Source organism: Burkholderia sp. WAC0059 (assembly GCF_002870125.1).
Lineage (GTDB): Bacteria > Pseudomonadota > Gammaproteobacteria > Burkholderiales > Burkholderiaceae > Paraburkholderia.
Genome location: NZ_PNEO01000002.1, coordinates 182,895 through 201,654 on the forward strand (window position 1 = coordinate 182,895; position 18,760 = coordinate 201,654).

At 67.3% G+C, this 18,760-nt stretch carries 17 protein-coding genes and 1 riboswitch; of the genes, 10 read left to right on the forward strand and 7 right to left on the reverse strand.

Going from position 1 to position 18,760, the window contains the following annotated elements; all coding sequences use genetic code 11:
• The first annotated feature begins 1 nt into the window (after nt 1).
• The 3 genes from CY652_RS02785 to CY652_RS02795 all read left to right on the forward strand — a co-directional run bounded on the left by CY652_RS02785 (nt 2) and on the right by CY652_RS02795 (nt 3,293).
• Nucleotides 2-346, forward strand: coding sequence for a DUF3088 domain-containing protein (locus CY652_RS02785; RefSeq protein WP_102129164.1), 345 nt, complete (start codon nt 2-4; stop codon nt 344-346).
• A 106-nt stretch (nt 347-452) separates the two neighbouring features.
• Nucleotides 453-1,808: an LLM class flavin-dependent oxidoreductase gene (locus CY652_RS02790; RefSeq protein WP_102129165.1), complete on the forward strand. Its 1,356-nt coding sequence runs from the start codon at nt 453-455 to the stop codon at nt 1,806-1,808.
• A 123-nt stretch (nt 1,809-1,931) separates the two neighbouring features.
• A complete protein-coding gene (locus CY652_RS02795; RefSeq protein WP_102129166.1) occupies nt 1,932-3,293 on the forward strand; it encodes an LLM class flavin-dependent oxidoreductase in 1,362 nt (453 codons plus the stop codon).
• A 235-nt stretch (nt 3,294-3,528) separates the two neighbouring features.
• Here CY652_RS02795 and CY652_RS02800 read toward each other — a convergent pair whose 3' ends face one another.
• Nucleotides 3,529-3,849 (reverse strand): type II toxin-antitoxin system PemK/MazF family toxin, encoded by a 321-nt coding sequence (locus CY652_RS02800; protein ID WP_102129167.1) that lies wholly within the window; start codon nt 3,847-3,849, stop codon nt 3,529-3,531.
• A complete protein-coding gene (locus tag CY652_RS02805) occupies nt 3,843-4,097 on the reverse strand; it encodes an AbrB/MazE/SpoVT family DNA-binding domain-containing protein (RefSeq protein ID WP_102129168.1) in 255 nt (84 codons plus the stop codon). Before CY652_RS02805 ends, CY652_RS02800 begins: the two co-directional genes overlap by 7 nt.
• Before the next feature lie 128 nt (nt 4,098-4,225).
• Between CY652_RS02805 and CY652_RS23765 the strand changes: the two genes are divergently transcribed.
• The 3 genes from CY652_RS23765 (at nt 4,226) to CY652_RS02815 (ending at nt 6,373) form a co-directional block, all read left to right on the forward strand.
• Nucleotides 4,226-4,405, forward strand: coding sequence for a hypothetical protein (locus CY652_RS23765; RefSeq protein ID WP_146010009.1), 180 nt, complete (start codon nt 4,226-4,228; stop codon nt 4,403-4,405).
• Between the two features lie 19 nt (nt 4,406-4,424).
• Nucleotides 4,425-4,620, forward strand: a riboswitch (cobalamin riboswitch).
• Nucleotides 4,621-4,703: 83 nt separating this feature from the next.
• On the forward strand, nt 4,704-5,756 hold the full coding sequence (locus tag CY652_RS02810) for a HoxN/HupN/NixA family nickel/cobalt transporter (RefSeq protein ID WP_102129169.1): 1,053 nt from the start codon (nt 4,704-4,706) through the stop codon (nt 5,754-5,756).
• Between the two features lie 245 nt (nt 5,757-6,001).
• The gene (locus tag CY652_RS02815) at nt 6,002-6,373 is read left to right on the forward strand and encodes a hypothetical protein (RefSeq protein ID WP_146010010.1); all 372 of its coding nucleotides are present in this window, start codon (nt 6,002-6,004) and stop codon (nt 6,371-6,373) included.
• 785 nt (nt 6,374-7,158) lie between these two features.
• Here CY652_RS02815 and CY652_RS02820 read toward each other — a convergent pair.
• Together CY652_RS02820 and CY652_RS02825 are read right to left on the reverse strand one after the other, a co-directional pair.
• Nucleotides 7,159-8,034: a CmcJ/NvfI family oxidoreductase gene (locus CY652_RS02820; RefSeq protein ID WP_102129171.1), complete on the reverse strand. Its 876-nt coding sequence runs from the start codon at nt 8,032-8,034 to the stop codon at nt 7,159-7,161.
• A gap of 14 nt (nt 8,035-8,048) precedes the next feature.
• The gene (locus tag CY652_RS02825) at nt 8,049-8,819 is read right to left on the reverse strand and encodes an SDR family NAD(P)-dependent oxidoreductase (RefSeq protein WP_102129172.1); all 771 of its coding nucleotides are present in this window, start codon (nt 8,817-8,819) and stop codon (nt 8,049-8,051) included.
• A gap of 391 nt (nt 8,820-9,210) precedes the next feature.
• On the opposite strand from CY652_RS02825, the gene CY652_RS02830 reads away from it, so the two are divergent.
• Nucleotides 9,211-10,590 (forward strand): hypothetical protein, encoded by a 1,380-nt coding sequence (locus tag CY652_RS02830; RefSeq protein WP_102129173.1) that lies wholly within the window; start codon nt 9,211-9,213, stop codon nt 10,588-10,590.
• A 71-nt stretch (nt 10,591-10,661) separates the two neighbouring features.
• Here the strand turns inward: CY652_RS02830 and zwf are convergent, their stop codons facing one another.
• The gene (gene zwf, locus CY652_RS02835) at nt 10,662-12,155 is read right to left on the reverse strand and encodes a glucose-6-phosphate dehydrogenase (protein ID WP_102129174.1); all 1,494 of its coding nucleotides are present in this window, start codon (nt 12,153-12,155) and stop codon (nt 10,662-10,664) included.
• A 416-nt stretch (nt 12,156-12,571) separates the two neighbouring features.
• Between zwf and CY652_RS02840 the strand changes: the two genes are divergently transcribed.
• From CY652_RS02840 to CY652_RS02850, 3 genes are all read left to right on the forward strand, one after another.
• The gene (locus CY652_RS02840) at nt 12,572-13,609 is read left to right on the forward strand and encodes a YncE family protein (RefSeq protein WP_258002163.1); all 1,038 of its coding nucleotides are present in this window, start codon (nt 12,572-12,574) and stop codon (nt 13,607-13,609) included.
• Nucleotides 13,610-13,694: 85 nt separating this feature from the next.
• Complete coding sequence (locus tag CY652_RS02845; protein WP_102129176.1) at nt 13,695-14,753, forward strand: sterol desaturase family protein; 1,059 nt, start codon at nt 13,695-13,697, stop codon at nt 14,751-14,753.
• Between the two features lie 75 nt (nt 14,754-14,828).
• Entirely contained in the window at nt 14,829-15,950 is a 1,122-nt protein-coding gene (locus tag CY652_RS02850; RefSeq protein WP_102129177.1) for a 3-deoxy-7-phosphoheptulonate synthase, read from the forward strand.
• 8 nt (nt 15,951-15,958) lie between these two features.
• Here the strand turns inward: CY652_RS02850 and CY652_RS02855 are convergent, their stop codons facing one another.
• The gene (locus tag CY652_RS02855) at nt 15,959-16,873 is read right to left on the reverse strand and encodes a glutaminase (RefSeq protein ID WP_102129178.1); all 915 of its coding nucleotides are present in this window, start codon (nt 16,871-16,873) and stop codon (nt 15,959-15,961) included.
• A gap of 135 nt (nt 16,874-17,008) precedes the next feature.
• Nucleotides 17,009-18,574, reverse strand: a complete 1,566-nt coding sequence (locus CY652_RS02860; RefSeq protein ID WP_102129179.1) for a DHA2 family efflux MFS transporter permease subunit — start codon at nt 18,572-18,574, stop codon at nt 17,009-17,011.
• Nucleotides 18,575-18,760 lie beyond the last annotated feature (186 nt).

Sequence of the window (18,760 nt, forward strand, 5' to 3'; positions counted from 1 at the left end):
CATGAGCCGAGATCTTCTCCTGCTGCTCGAGCCCGGCTTCACGGACCCGCGCTATCCAGGCGAGCGCTTCATTTGCCCCGACGGCGCGCCCATCGAGGGGCTGCTGGCGAGCGATCCGTCCCGGGTCGCGAGCCTCGACGTGCGCCGCGTGCCGTTCGAGCGGCCGCGCAAGACCGTGATCGAGGCGCTCGACGAGGCGCATCAGGGTCTGCCGGTGCTCGTGCTCGGCGACGAGCTGCCCGCGCCGGCCGACGCGCAGACGCTCGGCGAGCGGCGCTTCGTTTCCGACACGCGCCGCATCCTCGAATTGCTGGCCGAGCGCCACGGTTTCCCCAAAGTCCACTAATCGTCCGACGCGTTTTCCGCGCGTCCTTGCCGATTCTTTTTCCGGCGCGGCCACGGGACGTCATGCCGGCGTCCGCGCGCCCACCGCTTACTCCGGAGCATTCACGATGAGCGAATCCACAGGCCGCGACGCGCCCCGCCGTCTGCACCTGAACGTCAACATCCTGCACTCGGGCTTCGTGCCGTCCGCCTGGCGGCTGCCCGATGCCGACCCGCGCGCCTTTATCGACGTCGGCCACTACGTGCGCGTCGCGCAGATCGCCGAGGCCGGGAAGCTCGACGCGGTGTTCCTTGCCGATCACGCGTCGATCGCCGACCAGATCGAATTCCGCCCGATTCCCGCGATCGAGCCGACCGTGCTGCTCGCGAGCATCGCGGCGGCCACGACGCACATCGGCGTGATCGGCACGGCCTCGACGAGCTACAACGAGCCGTACAACATCGCGCGCCGCTTCGCCTCGCTCGACCACGTGAGCGGCGGGCGCGCCGGCTGGAACGTCGTGACGACGGCCGACGCGCCGTCCGCGCGCAACTTCGGCCGCGACGCGGTGCCCGACCATGCCGAGCGCTATGCGCGCGCGGCCGAGTTCACCGATGTCGTGAAGGCGCTCTGGACGAGCTGGGACGACGACGCGTTCGTCGGCGACAAGGCGAGCGGCCGCTTCACCGACCCCGCGAAGATCCGGCCGATCGCGCATCGCGGCCGGTACTTCAACGTGCAGGGCCCGCTCAACCTGCCGCGCTCGGCGCAGGGCTATCCCGTGCTCGTGCAGGCCGGCGGCTCGGGGGACGGGCGCGATCTCGCCGGGCGTCACGCCGAGGCCGTGTTCTCCGCTTCGCAGTCGTTCGACGAATCGTTCGCCTATCGCCGCGACCTCAACGCGCGCGCCGCCGCCTACGGCCGCACGGGCGGCGTGAAGGTGCTGGCCGGGCTCACGACGATCATCGGCGCGACGGAGGCCGAGGCGCTGCGCCGCCGCGACGAACTCGTCGATCTGATTCCGCTGGCCTACAGCCTCCACCGGCTGGCGGGCACGCTCGGCGTCGACGCCTCGCGCCTGAACCCCGACGCGCCGCTGCCCGACGATCTCGTGCTGCCGGGCGGCGGCAACGGCAACCATACGTTCTTCCACGCGACGATCGCGCACGCGAAGCAGCACGGCTACACGGTGCGCGAGCTGATCCGCTCGTTCGCGGGCGGCGGCGGGCATCGCGTGATCGTCGGCACGCCCGAGCAGATCGCCGACGACATCGAGCACTGGTTCAAGGGCGGCGCGGCGGACGGCTTCAACCTGATGCCCGACGTGCTGCCGGACGGCCTGCAGGACTTCGTCGACGGCGTCGTGCCGATCCTGCAGCGGCGCGGCCTGTTCCGGACCGAATACGAGGGCACGACGCTGCGCGAGCACTTCGGCCTCGCGGTTCCGGACGGCGCCGCGCCGCAGTGGCGCGAGAGCGCCTGACGGCGACTGCCGCGCCGCGCGCGTCCTCTAACCGGGGCCGCGCGGCGTCATGCGGCGGGCGTGCCTTCGCGCGCCGCGTCTGTCTTTCTCCCGCGTCTTTTTCCTTCAGCGACGGCGAACTTCATGAGCCAACGTTCCGGACACCTGCGCCTCGGCGCCTTTCTGTATCCCACCGGGCATCACATCGCCGCCTGGCGTCATCCGCACGCGAAGGCCGACGCAGGCGTCGATTTTCGCCATTACGTGCAGCTCGCGCAGGCCGCCGAGGCCGCGAAGTTCGATCTCGTCTTCCTGGCCGACGGCGCCGGCACGCGTGGCGACGACATCGACTTCCTCAGTCGCACCGCGCACAGCTACGTCGCGCAGTTCGAGCCGCTCACGCTGCTTTCAGCGCTCGCCGCCGTCACCGGCCGCATCGGGCTCGTCGGCACGGCCTCGACGAGTTTCAACGAGCCGTATCACGTCGCGCGCAAGTTCGCCTCGCTCGATCACATCAGCGGCGGACGCGCGGGCTGGAACCTCGTGACGACGTCGAACGGCCACGAGGCGAAGAACTTCAACCTCGACGAGCACATCGCCCATGCCGAGCGCTACGAGCGCGCCGTCGAATTCGCCGAGGTGGTCGAGGGGCTCTGGGACACCTGGGACGACGACGCCTTCGTGCGCGACAAGGCGGCCGGACGCTTCTTCGATCCGGCCAAACTGCGCGTGCTCAATCACCGGGGCCGGTTTTTCCGCGTGCGCGGTCCGCTGAACGTCTCGCGCGCGCCGCAGGGGCGCCCGGTCGTCGTGCAGGCGGGCTCGTCCGAGGCCGGCCGTGCGCTGGCGGCGCGCACCGCGGAAGTCATCTTCACGGCGCAGCAGACGCTGGAAGACGCCGTCGCGTTCTACGCGGACGTGAAAGGGCGCATGGCGCAATACGGCCGCCATCCCGACGACCTGAAGATCATGCCGGGCGTGATGCCGATCGTCGGGCGTACCGAGGACGAGGCGCGGCGCAAGTTCGATGCGCTCCAGGCGCTGGTCGCGCCCGAAGTGGGGCTCGCGATGGTCTCTACGCTGACGGGCGGTTTCGACCTGTCGGGCCTGCCGCTCGACGGGCCAATTCCCGAACTGCCGGAGACGAATGCGAGTAAGAGCCGGCAGACGCTGATGCTGGAATTAGCGCGCCGCGAGAACCTGACGATTCGCGAGCTGTATCTGCGGGTGGCGGGCGCGCGCGGCCACTGGCAGCTCGTCGGCACGCCGGCGCAGATCGCCGACGCGCTCGAGGAGCGCTTCGTCCATTACGGCGCCGACGGCTACAACGTGATGCCGGCGCTGCTGCCCGACAGCCTCGACGACTTCATTGAACTGGTGCTGCCGGAGTTGCGGCGGCGCGGACTGTTCCGCAGCGAATACGAGGGCAGCACGTTGCGCGAGCACCTGGGGCTCCGGCGGCCGGCCTGGCGGTACGGGCGCGCGGGGGAAGTGGCGGCGGTCTGAGGGCGGGGCGGGATGCCAGTGGATGCTCCGTCATCGCGTCGGTGTTGAAGCCAAATATTTACTGCTGCAAAAAATGAAGTTGTATAGCACCGCGTTCCCTTGCAGGCCGATCTGCTCCACGAATCCAGACCGCCTTTATTCCGTTAAAATTCACAGAGCCAAACCCGCCAAAATATTCCCCAGGCCATCTTCTATCCCCGATTTGTAGTGGTAGCGATGCTGCCGTTGTTTTTCCTCAATCAGCGAACACTTCCTGGAGCGTCCGCAATGTTTCCGACAACGTTTTATCGGCCAGCGCACCTTCTTTCTTGACCAGCCGCACCTTGTCCACGGTCCGGATCTGGTCCAGCAAGATTAACCCGTGCTTTCGCTTAAATGTCACCGGCACGCGAAACGGCGCTGTCCGGCCTTTCGACGTCATTGGCGCAACAATGACCGTGCGCAGATGATCGTGCAGTTCCGGCGGCGACACCACCACGCAGGGCCGGGTCTTCTGGATTTCGCTGCTGAGCGTTGGGTCGAGGGCAACCAGCCACACCTCACCGCGCACTACCACACCAGCTCCGCGTCATCCGCGTTACCGAACCCGCCCATCACCAGTGCGTCATCGCCGGACTCGGCCAGCGCCTTGCTCGCTTCGGCCCAGCCCTCGCGGGCCTTTTTCTGCGGACGCCGGATCACCAGCGCATCGTCCTGAACTTCCATTGCAGCTTCATCGTCAACTTCCAACCCCAGTTGCGCCAGGATCGGGCGGGGGATCAACACCCCTTGAGAATTACCCATCTTTCGGATCGTGATTTTCATAGCCTTAAAGTACTAACAATGTTATGCCGAATCTCTCGCCTTGTTCACGTCAATATAACGTCGTGTGTCATCGAGCTCCGGTTTCAAGGAAAATTCCCTTCGAAACAAACCACGAAAGCACGAAGCACATGGACAAAAAAGCCCGCGCCTCCGTGTACATAGACGGCGCCTCCCGCAGCACCAGCAGATACCGGCGCAACGATCATTCGATCTCTCAACCCTTTCAAAACGCCTTCATCCCCCTCGAAAAGCAAGCCCCGGCGCGCGTCACGCCGCCTTTTTACGGCACAGCAGGGTTAATCGGTTGACGTCCCGAAGCACGGCCCATTACGCTTGCGCGCAGATGGTTCCCGGCGACGGGATCAAAAGGGAACGCAGTGGAGGCTTTCGCGCCTCGAGTCTGCGGCTGCCCCCGCAACTGTGAGCGGCGAGTCCATGCCAGAAGGGCCACTGGGAAACCGGGAAGGCCGGCAATGGGCGTCGACCCGCGAGCCAGGAGACCTGCCATCTACCGGCGTCGACGCATACGCATCGGGCGGGGTGCCCCGGTGAAGGTTCTGCTGCCTGGGCCGGTTTGCCGAGACGAACGCCATTGGAGGCAGAACCATGTTTCGCGCTTTAAAACACGTTTTCAACGACAGTTCCGCCGATGTCAAAGGCAAGGTCATCGGCATTTACCTCTTTCTCATCGCCGTCAACCTTGGTGCCTGGGCCTGGGCGCTCATCGCTTTCCATAGTCGCCCGGTCTTGCTCGGCACCGCATTGCTGGCCTATGGTTTTGGTCTACGCCACGCGGTGGATGCAGACCATATCGCCGCTATCGACAACGTTACGCGCAAGCTGATGCAGGAGGGCAAGCACCCCGTGGGGGTCGGTTTCTTCTTTTCCATCGGTCATTCCCTGGTGCTGCTCATCGGCACTGTCGTCGTCGCCATCACGGTGATGAGCCTGCAAAGCGGCTTTAAGTCCTTCAACAATATCGCGGGCATCGTGGGCACGCTTGTGTCGGGCGGTTTCCTGCTGGTGATGGCGATCCTGAATCTGGTTGTCGCCCGGGACGTTTATAAAACTTACCGCCGCGTACGTCGCGGCGGCGCTTACGACGAGGACAGCTTCAACATCCTGCTTGCCAACCGGGGTTTCATTGCGCGGATGCTGAAGCCACTCTTCCGGCTCGTCGAGCAGAGTTGGCAGATGCTGCCGGTGGGGTTTCTCTTCGGATTGGGATTCGACACCGTGACGGAGGTGAGCCTGCTCAGCGTCGCCGCTACGGAGGCCAGCAAGGGATTGCCGGTCTGGTCCATCCTCGCCTTTCCGGCACTGTTCTCGGCCGGCATGTCGCTGGTTGACACGACCGACGGCATCCTCATGCTCGGCGCCTACGGCTGGGCCTTCGTGAAGCCGATCCGCAAGCTCTATTACAACCTCACCATCACCATTGTCTCCGCCGCCGTGGCGATCCTGATCGGCGGGATCGAGACTTTGGGGCTGATTTCGGGAGAGCTGAATCTGCAAGGCTGGTTCTGGGACCGGATGAACGACCTCAATAATAATTTCGGCCTGCTCGGCTACGGCATCATCGGGGTTTTCGCGGCGGCCTGGGTTATTTCTTTCATCGTCTATCGAGCCAGGAAGCTGGACGAGGTGGAGATCGGCTAGGCTGCGATCGTCGCGGGCTTGATTCCCGGTCTCGCGTCCGCAACGACGCTATGGTGTGAGACCAGCCTGTTTCGGCGGTCTGAATGTTCGCTGTTGAAATGGACGGGCGGCGGTTTTGGGTTGGCCATGGCCAATTGTTGCTCGGGCGCTGGTCGGCCACAACCGGTCACTGGCACTCGATGCCAGAATTGTAGACAATCGTGGAGACTAGGAAGAACAAGCACCTTTCGCTCGGGACCGAAACAATGAAAGAGCATTGGCAACTGCCTGTCGCGGCGTCAGCTTTATTACATAGTCCGGAATTCGTGGTCCTCGCACGCCGGGATTGCGCGTTGAAATTGTTGATTGAGGGCGAGGACGGAGCGCCCAAAGCGATTACGCTGCAGTTCGCCGGGGTGGAGTCCTATAAGTGCACTTATCTGACCTCGTGTACTGCAAGCATGTTCAATCTCGCGTACGGGAAACTCGTGTCGCTCGATAGTACGTGGCTAGATGAGGTGCGAAATGTGGGAAGGAAAGATCAAGCGACTATCAATGCGTTGCAGCATTTGATGATCACCTTTGATGACGGACCTTGCTACGAGATCATATGCCTCTCGTGGAATATCAACGACTGACCGCCAACATCATGTATCCCGGAGGTGCCGCCGAAACATCGGGCGACAGTCGGCCAGAAACTGTCTATCGGAAGCGTCTCGGTGATCGGTGACAATCGTAGAATCAAACTGAGCTGCAGACGCTTCGCGAAGGGGGCACATGAAAGTTGATGAAGGAAAGGCAGCGCCAACATTCGATTGGGTCGAGGTATCTAGGCAGGCGCACGAACTCACACTGCGTCATGGCCGGGCTGCTCATATCTTCGCTGCGCGCTTGGCAGATAAAGCCGAATCTACCGACGATGTGAAGACGGCCCAATTCTGGCGAGCTGTCGCAAGCAGTCTTACGCCACGCGCGTAAGCTAACCAAATGGGTGTCCGATTTGGAGCAAGTTATCAGTGGCTCCGAATGCCTACCGAGCAGAAAATTGGTCGGTCGCTGTTGGCCAGGATTCGGCCACGATTCGCTGCCATCCACTACGAACGTCCGCTTTGTAGAGAACTGAGCGTCTCTTTCGGGTCGACTTCGGCCGGTAGTCGGCCAAGGCTGGGCGGGGGCCAGCGCATTCAGATAATTTCCCGGTGCCCGGCTACTTCCGATTGCGACAGAGACGCTGCCATTACGGCAATTCCGTTTCGGGCATTGGCTCGGACCAGGCAAACGCCGCCTTCATCTGTTCGACTTCTTCCGTCGGTCGGAATGCGCCAGCCGGGCGTAACTGGCGGCAACGCATCCCCTTTCCGCGGCACGGCAAAGGCCGTCGGCATCAGCCGTGAAATACGGATACCCCTTTCCCCAGGCGCCCTCACGCCGCGCCGGCGTCGTGCTCCGGCGCCCAGAAAAGCAGCGCGCGCAACTCGATGCTGCGTCTCGGCGGGGCGTCGGACGGCGTGCCCGGCGCGTCGAAGGCCGTGTGCGCCATGAATCGCGCGGTGCCGTCCTCGAGCGAATCGTAGATCTTCAGCAGCAGCGCCTCGTCCGGCGCGAGCCTCGGGTAGTAGTACCAGCGATGCGCCGGGTTCGCGAGGACCGAATAGGTCTCGCCGATCTTGTCGCGATAGACGAGGTCGCTCGGCACGAGGTCGGCCGGCGCGATCGTGCGCGCGTCGCAGAGCGCGAGCGGCAGGCGCTCGACGGTATCGAGCGGACGCCACAGGTTGACGATCGCGAAGCGGTGGCGCAGCCGCTCGTGGGCTTCGGCGGCGTCGAGGTGGTCGAGCACGCGCCGGCGCGCCGAGACGAGGGTCTGGTCATTGTGCACGCGATGCACCGGTTCGCGCAGCGCCGGGTTCGCGCGCGAACCGTCGGCGCTGTCGCGCAGCGTGTGATCGAAGATCACCGTCTTTTCGGCGCCCGTCGCCGCGCGCAGCAGCGCGTCGGACTCCGGGTAATAGACGCGGCGGATCCGGTCTTCGTCGCTGAAGTCGGTGAGCGCGCTGCGATGCGACACGCGCTCGAAACCGCTCGTATCCAGCGTGAACTCGCCGTTTTGCGCGGACGGCCGCGCGTCGCGGATCGTCACGCGGTGGGCCTCGAGAGCCCCCGTCACCCAGGGCGTGCCCGGCGGCGGTTCGAAGGTGTAGGAAACCGGCCGGCCCTGGCCCGGCGCGAGATAGTTCACTTCGGCTTCGAGCGCGTGGCGGCCCGCTGTCGTCGCCCGCTCGTCCAGTACGGTGCTCATGGACAAACTCCTTGTCAGAAAGATTCGCGAAACGGCCGCAGGTCGAGCTCCTGGGTCCAGGCGCTGCGGTGCTGGACGTGAAGCTGCCAGTAACCTTCGGCAATGGCGTCGGGTTGCAGCAGGCCGTCCTCGCCGGCCTGCTGCGCGCGTTGCGGCGAGGACGGCCGCAGGCGTTCGCCGTCGATGCCGCCGTCGATGACGACATGCGCGACGTGAACGCCGCGCGGTCCGAATTCGCGCGCGAGGCTCTGGCTCAGCGAGCGCAGTCCCGCCTTCGCGGCCGCGAACGCGGCAAACGGCGGCCGGCCGCGCAGCGAGGCCGTGGCGCCCGTGAACAGCAGGCTGCCCGCGCCGGCCGGCGCCGTCGCGGCATCGGGGGCGTCGAGCAGGAGCGGCAGCGCGGCGCGCGCGAACAGAAAGCCGCCGAGCGTCGTCGTGCGCCAGGCCGATTCGAACTGTTCGGCCGTCAGTTCGAGCGTCGGCGCGCGCACGGCGTTCCCGGCATTGAACGTGGCCGTGCGCAACCGGCCCAGATCGTTCACCGCGGCGGCGAGGCGGACGATCTGGGCCTCGTCGGCAACGTCGCCGGCGAGCGCATGGACTTGGCCGTCGACGGCGCGGATTTCGGCGGCGACGGATTCGACGCGGGACGCCGTGCGTCCCGTCAGCGCGACGACGAAGCCTTCGCGGGTGAAGCGTCGTCCGAGCGCGGCGCCGAGGCCGGCGCTTGCGCCGACGCCCGCGATCCAGGCGACGGGCGGCCGGGGGAGGGAGGCGGAATTCATGGAACGAAGCTATACCGTCTGCGCGAAATTAAAAAGGAAGGAAATGCAATAACGTTATCAGCAACGCGGCCTGTTCGCAGCGGGCTCCTCGCGGCCTTCGCCGTTATGGCATGAGCGCCGTGCGGCCCGTCATGCAGCGCGCGCATCGGCGTATTTTTTGCCGCGAGCCGGCTCGCGGCGGCGAGGCGCGTTCCCGGCCGGCATTCGGTGCCGATGATGGCGCCGTGCGGCGGCGGCGGTGCGCCGACGGGGTTCGATCTCCCCGGCCCGCTGCTCGGGGCCGAAGCGACGCGCGGGACAACGGCGAGGTTACACTGCGGGCTTTGCGTTCGCCGCTCCGTCGCCATGCCGGCGCTTGGGCGGCCCGTCGACGACCGCCCGAGGTTTTTCCATGCAAGCCGCCGCTCCACGACCCGAAGATGCCGCGCATCACCGCGCGCTGGCGCAGGAGGCGCGCGAGCGCGGCGACGAGCTGGCCGCGCTCGCGCATCTGATCGCGGCGAAGGCGCTCGACGAGTACGCGGCCGGCGCTGCCGCGGAAGCGGCGCGGCAGGTCTGCACGGTCGCCACCGGCTACTTCATGAAGGGCGACCACGAACGCGCGCAGTACTGGTATGGATTGACGCTGGCCCTCGACGAACGGCAGGCGCTCGCCTGGCTGAACCTCGGCGCGATTCACACGCAGGCCGGCCGCAGCGCCGAGGCGAGGCAATGCCAGGACCGTGCCTACGGCCTGCAACGCGTGTACGTCGAGGAGGCCGGGCAGCCCGTGCGCCGGGTGCTGCTGCTCTGCGCGGGCCGCGCGGCGGGCAACGTGCCGTTCGACGAGCTGGTGCCGACGCCGCGCAACGCGCGCATCAAGTACGCGATCGACTGCGCCGCCGAGGACGAGGACGAAAGCCTGCCGGCCGTCGATCTGGCCGTGAACGCCATCGGCGAGCCCGACGTGGCCGGGCCGCTGCACGCGCGGCTCGAACGTTTCGCGCGGCGTTTCGGGCGGCCGCTGCTGAACCTGCCCGCGCGCGTCGCGCAGACGCGCCGCGACCGGCTGCCCGCGCTGCTTGCGGGGCTCGACGGCGTGGAGACGGCGTGCTGCATGCGCGTCGAGGCGGCATCGGACGGGGAGAGGGTGGGCGAGACGGCGGGCAACGCGCCCGGCGACGGAGCGAGCGAAACGGCAGGCGAAACGGCGCAACGGCTGGCCGAAGCCGGCCTCGTGCTGCCGCTACTCGTGCGGCCGGCGACGAGCCACGGCGGCCAGGGGCTCGTGCGCTGCGAAAGCGGAAGCGAATTCGACGCCGCGTTGCGCGCGCAGTCCGGCGCCTGCTACGTGAGCGCCTATCGGGATTGCCGCAGCCCCGACGGCCACTTCCGCAAATATCGGGTCGTATTCGTCGACCGCGAGCCGCTTCCTTACCATCTGGCGATTTCGCCGCACTGGATGGTCCATTACTACACGGCGGGCATGGAGGGCGAGCGCTGGAAGCTCGAGGAAGAGGCCAGCTTTCTCGCCGACCCGGCCGCCGCGCTCGGCGCGCGTGCCTGGGCGGCCGTCGCGGCCGTCGGGCGGCGGCTCGATCTCGATTACGCCGGCGTCGATTTCACGCTGCTGCCCGGGGCCGGCGTGTTCGTGTTCGAGGCGAACGCGACGATGCTCGTGCATCGCGAGCGGCCCGGCGGCGTGCTCGCGCACAAGAATGCCGCCGTGGCGCGGATTGCCGGCGCGTTCGAGCGGCTGCTAGACGCGCGCGGCCGGGCGACGGCGGCGTGATCGGGAAAGCGTGACGGGGAAACCCGGAAGGCGTGCGCCCCGACGTGCCCCGCGCGCTTGCCGGTCGACCGTCAGGCCTCCTCGGCCCACGTCATGTTTTCGCGCGCGAGCAGCGCCGACGAGGCCGCCGGACCGTAGGTGCCGGACGTGTAGGTGCGCGGCCGGTCGCCGAGCTGCTGCCAGCCGTCGAGAATCGGCTCCACCCAGGTCCAGGCCGCTTCCAGCTCGTCGCGGCGCATGAAGTGGGTGAGCCGCCCGCGGATCACGTCGATCAGCAGCCGCTCGTAGGCCTCGGCGCGCCGCTCGGGGATAGCCTGCTGGAGGTCGAGGTTCAGGTTCACGGGCAGCATGCTCATGCCGCTGCCCGGCTCCTTCGCGAGCATCTGGAGCTGGATCGATTCTTCCGGCTGCAACTGGATCACGAGCCGGTTGCCGTAGTTGCGCGGGCCGCTCGGGATGATCGAGAACGGCAGATCGGCGAAGTCGATCACGATCTCCGACTGGCGCTTCTGCAGGCGTTTGCCCGTGCGCAGGAAGAACGGCACGTGAGCCCAGCGCCAGTTGTTGATCTGCGCGCGCAGCGCGACGAAGGTCTCGGCGTGACTGTCGGGCGGCACGTTGTCCTCCTCGAGGTAGCCCTTGACGGGCTTGCCGTCCACGGCGCCGGCCGCGTACTGGCCGCGCACCGTGTCGCGCGCGATGTCGGGCAGCGTCATCGGTCGCAGCGAGCGCAGCACCTTGAGCTTTTCGTCGCGCACGGCGTCCGGGTCGAGCGACACGGGCGGCTCCATCGCGACGATGCACAACAGTTGCAGCAGGTGGTTCTGCACCATGTCGCGCAGCGCGCCCGTGTGGTCGTAGAAGCCCGCGCGGCTGCCCACGCCGACCGTTTCGGCCACCGTGATCTGCACGCTGCGGATGTAGGGCGCCTGCCAGAGCGGGCCGAAAATCGCGTTGCCGAAGCGCAGCACCATCAGGTTCTGCACCGTTTCCTTGCCGAGGTAGTGGTCGATCCGGTAGATCTGCGACTCGCCGAAATGGCTGCCGACCGACGCGTTGATGGCCTGCGCCGACGCGAGGTCGTGGCCGAGCGGCTTTTCGAGCACGACGCGAGAGCGTTCGTTCACGAGGCCCGCCGCCGAGAGGTTGTCGCAGATCGTCGTGAACAGCTCGGGCGAGGTCGAGAGGTAGAACACCTGCACCGCATCCTTGCGCGCGGCTTCGGCGAGCCGGCCGTAGTCGCCGGCCTCGTTCACGTCGATGCGCACGTAGGCGAACAGCGCGAGAAAGCGGTCCCAGGCCTGCGCGTCGAGCGCCTTGTCGTCGACGAACGGGCGCGACTGCTCGTCCACGAAGCCGCGGTACTGATCGAGACTCCAGTCGCGGCGGCCCACCGCGAGGATGCGCGTTTCGGGCGGCAGGTTGCCGTGCAGGTGCGCCATATAAAGTGCGGGCAGCAGCTTGCGGGCGGCCAGGTCGCCCGCGCCGCCGAAAATGATCATGTCGACGGGCGGCTGCTGGTCGGGCGCGGCGGAAACGGGCTGGATCGCGGGCTGGGTCGTCATGGCGCGGTTCGAAAAAGGTGGAAGGCGAAGTTGCGTCCGGCGCCTTGCCGGGCGGGACGCGCGAAAGGGCTATGTTGCATGGTTTCGCGTGTCTTTGCACGCTTGCGGTGCGAGGCGGCGGATGCCGGGCGGCGGCGCGGCAGGCTGGCTGAATCGGACGCACGGCATGGGCATGCGGCGTGCGCGGACGGACCCGGCGCCCGCCCGCGAGGGGCCGGAACGTCGGACGCAGCGTCAGGCTGGGATATCGGGCCCGGGCATTGGCCCGAAACCCGGCCCGAAACCCGGCCCGAAAAAAACAATGTCGCTACATCTGATTTACGTCATCGTAAACTGACGCTCGCGCGTTAATGCAGGCGTAATCGCCTTGCGCCTGTCTCGCCGTGCCGACCGGACGAGTTCCGGCGCGCCCGTCCATGTTTTTTGCCCGTCCGATGCCCGATTTTCCCGTTCTCCAGTCCCTTGCCCGCACCTGCGCCGCGGCCGTCCTGCTTTCCGGCGGGCTTGCCTGGGGCGCCGCCCAACCGCCCGACAACGACCGTGTCATCGTGCTCGATTCGGGCGAGGCGGACCTGTCGCTCGTCGACGAGACGACCCACAAGGTCGTCGCCACCGAGCCGACCGGCAAGGAGCCGCACCACCTGATGATCACGCCGGACGGCCAGTCGCTCATCGTCGCCGACTCGGTCTCGAACGACCTGATGTTCCTCGATCCGCACAGCGGCAAGGTGCAGCGGCGCGTCGAGGGCATCGAGGACCCGTACCAGCTCGGCTTCTCGCCCGATCACAAGTGGTTCGTCACGGCGGGCCTGCGGCTCGACCGCGTGGACGTCTACCATTACGACGGCCACGACCTGACGATCGCGAAGCGCATTCCGCTCGCGAAGACGCCGAGCCACCTGACGTTCGCCTCGGACAACCGCACCGTGTTCGTGACGCTGCAGGACACGGGCGAAGTGGCCGCGATCGACCTGCCGACGCAGACCGTGCTCTGGAAGCTGCACATCGGCAACACGCCGGCGGGCCTCTGGATGACGCCGGGCGACCGCTACCTGCTGATCGGCATGACGGGCGAGGACGACGTGGCCGTGGTCGACTGGCACAACCACACGCTCGTGAAGAAAATCCAGACCGGCCGCGGCGCCCACAACTTCCGCAATCTCGACGACGGCCGGCACGTCGCGGTCACCAACCGCGTCGACAGCACGATCAGCATCCTCGACTACACGACGCTCACGAAGGTCGCCGACATCACCGGCCTGATGCCGGGGCCCGACGACATGGATCTTTCGGCCGACCGCCGCTATCTGTGGGTGACGTTCCGCTTCGCGCGGCACGTGGGCGTGATCGACCTCACGACGCGCAAGCTCGTCGACGCGATCGCCGTGGGCCGCTCGCCGCACGGGCTGTACTTCGCCAACCGCGCGCCCGTGTATCCGCCGAACCCCGACTGACCGGCCGACGGCGACCGCTCATTACCGCAAACCGCAAGGCAACTACGCACCGCCGCCGCGAGGCGGCAGACGAAAAAGGCAATCGATGATCGACACCGTGCTCGCGCAGATCGACAACGGCATCGCCGCGCTCCAGACGCTGCTCTACATCGACGTGGTGCAGCCGATTTTCTACCACGTCGGGCTGATGGGCTACGACGAGGACACCTACGACGCGCTCTACTGGGTGATCGTCGGCGTGCTGGAAATCGTCGTCACGTATCTGACGCTGCGCCCGCTCGAGGCGCTGCGTCCGGCCGAGCGGTGGGAAAGCCGCAAGGCGCTGCGCGCCGACGTCCTCTACACGTGGATCGCCAAGCTCGGCATCCTGAACATGCTGTTCTTCGTTCTGCTTCAGCCGTTCTTCAACTACCTGCAGAGCGAGATGGCGATCCACAACGTGCCGAACGTGGACCTCGACAGCCTCTGGCCCGGGGTGACCGACCAGCCGGTCGTGTCGTTCCTGATCTATCTCGTCGTGCTCGACTTCGCCGGCTACTGGTATCACCGCTGGCAGCACCGCTTCGGAGTCTGGTGGGAACTGCACGCGGTCCATCACAGCCAGCAGCAGATGTCGCTCTGGTGCGACGACCGCAACCACCTCCTCGACGACACGATCCAGATCGCGTTCTTCGCCGCCATCTCGCTGCTCATCGGCGTGCAGCCCGCGCAGTTCGTCGTGCTCGTCGCCGTCAGCAATTTCCTGCAGAGCGTGCAGCACGTGAACGCGCGCCTGCCCTACGGCCGGCTGCTCGAGCGCGTCTTCGTGAGCCCGGCGTTCCACCGCCGCCATCACGCGGTCGGCTACGGGCACGAGGGCACGCGCTACGGCTGCAACTTCGGCGTGCTGTTTCCATGGTGGGACATGATGTTCCGCACCGTCTCGTGGAACCCGGCGCCGGAGCCGACCGGCATCCGCGACCAGTTGCCCGCGCCGCAGGGCATGAGCGTCGATTATGGCGAGGGCCTGCTCGCGCAGCAGGGGTACGCGCTCGTGCGCATCGTGCAGCGGCTGCGCGGACGCCGCTACACGGTCGACGCGACGGGCGCAGTAAGCGCGGCAAGCGCCGCAAGTGCGACGAGCGCCGCCAACGCCGCGAACTAGGCGGCGTCCGGCCGGCGCGCTTGCCCCGCGAATGCGATAATTCGCGTCTTCACCGAATCAGGGCAGGAGCGCATCTTGAGCCGCATCGACAACCCGCTGCACGACCAGGAAGTCGGCGTCGCCGACGCCACGGAAGACTCGACCCGCATCGACGACGTGCGCATCGGCGCCGTGCGGCCGCTGATCTCGCCCGCGCTGCTGCTCGACGAGCTGCCGGTGCCGGGCGCCGCGCGCACGCTCGTCGAGACGAGCCGCGCGGCCATCGCCGACGTCCTGAAGGGCCGCGACGACCGCCTCGTCGCCGTCGTCGGCCCGTGCTCGATCCACGACCACGACCAGGCGCTCGATTACGCGCGGCGGCTCAAGCGCGCCGCCGACGCGCTCAGGGACGACCTGCTCGTCGTGATGCGCGTGTACTTCGAGAAGCCGCGCACCACGGTCGGCTGGAAGGGCTACATCAACGACCCCCGGCTCGACGGCAGCTATCGCATCAACGAGGGCCTGCGCGCCGCGCGGCAACTGCTGCTCGACCTCAACGCGCTCGGCCTGCCGACCGGCACCGAGTTTCTCGACCTGCTGAGCCCGCAGTACATCGCCGACCTCGTCGCCTGGGGCGCGATCGGCGCGCGCACGACCGAGAGCCAGAGCCACCGCCAGCTCGCCTCCGGGCTGTCCTGCCCGATCGGCTTCAAGAACGGCACCGACGGCGGCGTGCAGATCGCCGCCGACGCGATCGTCGCCGCCCGCGCGAGCCACGCGTTCATGGGCATGACGAAGATGGGCATGGCCGCGATCTTCGAGACGCGCGGCAACGAGGACGCGCACGTGATCCTGCGCGGCGGCCGGGGCGGCCCGAACTACGACCGCGCCTCGGTCGAGGCGAGCTGCGCGGTGCTCGCGAAGGCGGGGCTGCGCGAGCAGGTGATGATCGACTGCTCGCACGCGAACTCGAACAAGTCGCATCTGCGCCAGATCGACGTGGCGCGCGAGCTGGCCTCGCAACTCGAGGCGGGCGAGCGGCGCATCATTGGCGTGATGATCGAAAGCAATCTGGAGGAAGGGCGCCAGGACCTGAAGCCGGGCGTGCCGCTGCGCTGCGGCGTGTCGATCACCGACGCGTGCCTGAGCTGGACGCAGACCGAGCCCGTGCTCGACGCGCTGGCGGCCGCCGTGCGCGCGCGCCGCAAGAAGGGCTGAACGGACTTTCAGAAAATCGATCGCCCGGTGCGCGTCGTCAGCCATTCGAGCGCGAGCGTGCCGGCGAGCGAGTTGCCGGTCGGATCGAGCCCCGGCGACCACACGCAGACGGCCATCTCGCCCGGCAGCACGGCGACGATGCCGCCGCCCACGCCGCTCTTGGCTGGCAGGCCCACACGGTAGACGAAGTCACCGGCCGCGTCGTAGGTGCCGCACGTGAGCATCAGCGCCGAGAGCCGCTTGGCCGAACTCGCGTCCACCACGTGCTCGCCGCTCGACGGCGCCACGCCGCCGTTGGCGAGAAAGAGTGCCGCGCGGGCCAGCTCGACGCAGCTCATCGCAATCGCGCATTGCCGGCAATAGGCGTCGATGACGACCTCGGGCGGCATCTGCATGTTGCCGAAGCTCGCCATGAAGTGCGCCATCGCCCGGTTGCGCTGGGCGTGCCGGATCTCGGAGTCGGCCACGCGCAGGTCGTAGCCGATGCCGGGCTCGCCGGCCAGCCGCCGGACGAATTCCACGAGCGCCGTTTCGGCCCGCACGAAGCGGCGGCACAGCACGTCGGTGACGACGAGCGCGCCCGCATTGATGAACGGGTTGCGCGGCTTGCCCTGTTCGGCTTCCAGTTGCACCAGCGAATTGAACGGCGTGCCCGACGGCTCGCGGCCCACGCGCGTCCAGAGCGCGTCGCCGAGCAACTGGAACGCGAGCGTGCAGGCGAAGAGCTTCGAGATGCTCTGAATCGAGAAGCGCCGGTCCGCCTCGCCGGTGCGGAACACGCGGCCGTCGACGGTCACGACGGCCATGCCGAAATGATCGGCCGACACCTTCGCCAGCTCGGGAATGTAGTCGGCCACCCGGCCGCGCCCGAGCCAGGGCAGCAGGTCGCGGTGAATGTCGGCGAGGATGGGGGCGTAGTCCATGGGCGCGGCATCGCATCGGGAGAAGCGGCCCGGTGCGGGCCGCGGATGCGCGATTGTAGCGAGTTTGCGGCGCGCCTCCGGGCCGGGGGCGTTGTGCGGCATGAGCACGGGGCGCCCGCCTCATGCCCCGGCACGCTAGTGCGCGCCCGAAGCCCCGCCGCCCGCGCCGCCCTTCGTCGAACGCGTGATCCAGATGAGCGGGATGATGGCGAGAAAGATGATGGCGGAAATGTAGAAGACGTCGTTCAGTCCCATCATCGCCGCCTGGCTCGTCACCGTGAAATCGAACAGCGCCCTCGACGAGGGCGTGCCCAGATGCAGCAACGTGTTCGTGGTCTCGATCTGCTGGCGGAAGAGCGGATTGTCGACCGAGGCCTGCTCGGTGAGCCGCACGTGGTGGAGGATGGTCCGGTTGTTCCACTCGGTCGTGGCGAGCGAGGTGCCGACCGCGCCGCAGAACACGCGCACGAAGTTCGACAGCCCGGCCGCGGCCGGCACGCGCGCGGGCGGCTGGCCGGCCAGGATGATGGCCGTGAGCGGCACGAAGAACATCGCCATCGGAATGCCCTGCAGCAGCGTGGGCAGCACGAGATGCCAGGTGTCGATCTCGATGACGTAGTTCGAGCGCATGAAGAAGACGACGGCGAAGCCGACGAAGGCCAGCGTCGCGATGATGCGGGCGTCCGAGCGCGGCAGCACGCGGCCCATGACCGGCGCGAGGATCACGGCGAACACGCCGAGCGGCGCGGTGACGAGGCCCGCGTCGACCGAGCGGTAGTTCAGGTATTCCTGCATCCACTGCGGCAGCAGCACGAGGTTGCCGAAGAACACGCCGTAGGCGATCGAGATGGCAATGGTGCCGCCGAGGAAGTTGCGCTGGCCGAACAGGCGCAGGTCGACGATCGGGTTTTCCTCGGTCAGCTCCCAGATGAGAAAGGCCGCGAAGCTGATGACCGCCGTGATGGCGAGCGCGACGATGACGGGCGAATTGAACCAGTCGAGATCCTTGCCCTTGTCGAGCATCACCTGCAGGCTGGCCACCCAGGCGATGAGCAGGCCGAGGCCGACGATGTCGATGGGCGGCTTGCGCGTGGGCGATTCGCGGTTGCGGTAGAGGGTCCAGGTGACGCCGGCCGCGAACAGGCCCACGGGGATGTTGATGAAGAAGATCCAGGCCCAACTGTAGCTGTCGGTGATCCAGCCGCCGAGCGAAGGTCCGGCGATCGGGCCGACGGTGGCCGTCATGGCCCAGAGGGCGAGCGCGGACGCGGACTTGTCCTTGGGCCAGGAGCCGAGCAGGATGGCCTGCGACAGCGGGATGAGCGGCCCCGCGACGGCGCCCTGCAGCACGCGCGCGCCGAGCAGCACGGGCAGGCTGGGCGCGATGCCGCACAGCCAGGAGGCCAGCACGAACATCAGGATGGACGTGACGAACAGGCGGATCTGCCCGAAGCGCTGCGTGAGCCAGCCCGTCAGCGGAATGGAAACGGCGTTGGCCGCGGCGAACACGGTGATGACCCAGGTGCCTTCGTCGACGGAAACGCCGAGATCGCCGGAAATGGTCGGGATCGCGACGTTGGCGATCGACGTGTCCAGCACGTTCATGAAGGTGGCGAGTGCGACCGCGAGGGTGGCGAGCGCCAGCCGGGCGCCGGCGAGGGGCGGCGGCGGGGCGGCCGGCGCGGAAGCAGGTTGGTTCAAGGCGTTCTCCGCATCGGAAAAGGGTAGCGCGACGCAGGCAGATCCCCGCGAGAGGGGACCGCGGCCGCCCGGATGAGGCGGCCCCCGTCGGCCGGAACGCCGAGGCGTTCCGGCAACAGGCTAGAGCATAGTGAATTGCGGAGTGCACTGCAGCAAAGCGGGCGAGGTTGGACGAACCCGGCCCGG

Coding starts and splice junctions, on each gene's coding strand:
- CY652_RS02785 (WP_102129164.1), top strand. CDS start 2: ATGAGCCGAGATCTTCTCCTGCTGCTCGAGCCCGGCTTCACGGACCCG.
- CY652_RS02790 (WP_102129165.1), top strand. CDS start 453: ATGAGCGAATCCACAGGCCGCGACGCGCCCCGCCGTCTGCACCTGAAC.
- CY652_RS02795 (WP_102129166.1), top strand. CDS start 1,932: ATGAGCCAACGTTCCGGACACCTGCGCCTCGGCGCCTTTCTGTATCCC.
- CY652_RS02805 (WP_102129168.1), bottom strand. CDS start 4,097: ATGAAAATCACGATCCGAAAGATGGGTAATTCTCAAGGGGTGTTGATC.
- CY652_RS23765 (WP_146010009.1), top strand. CDS start 4,226: ATGGACAAAAAAGCCCGCGCCTCCGTGTACATAGACGGCGCCTCCCGC.
- CY652_RS02810 (WP_102129169.1), top strand. CDS start 4,704: ATGTTTCGCGCTTTAAAACACGTTTTCAACGACAGTTCCGCCGATGTC.
- CY652_RS02815 (WP_146010010.1), top strand. CDS start 6,002: ATGAAAGAGCATTGGCAACTGCCTGTCGCGGCGTCAGCTTTATTACAT.
- CY652_RS02820 (WP_102129171.1), bottom strand. CDS start 8,034: ATGAGCACCGTACTGGACGAGCGGGCGACGACAGCGGGCCGCCACGCG.
- CY652_RS02825 (WP_102129172.1), bottom strand. CDS start 8,819: ATGAATTCCGCCTCCCTCCCCCGGCCGCCCGTCGCCTGGATCGCGGGC.
- CY652_RS02830 (WP_102129173.1), top strand. CDS start 9,211: ATGCAAGCCGCCGCTCCACGACCCGAAGATGCCGCGCATCACCGCGCG.
- zwf (WP_102129174.1), bottom strand. CDS start 12,155: ATGACGACCCAGCCCGCGATCCAGCCCGTTTCCGCCGCGCCCGACCAG.
- CY652_RS02840 (WP_258002163.1), top strand. CDS start 12,572: ATGTTTTTTGCCCGTCCGATGCCCGATTTTCCCGTTCTCCAGTCCCTT.
- CY652_RS02845 (WP_102129176.1), top strand. CDS start 13,695: ATGATCGACACCGTGCTCGCGCAGATCGACAACGGCATCGCCGCGCTC.
- CY652_RS02855 (WP_102129178.1), bottom strand. CDS start 16,873: ATGGACTACGCCCCCATCCTCGCCGACATTCACCGCGACCTGCTGCCC.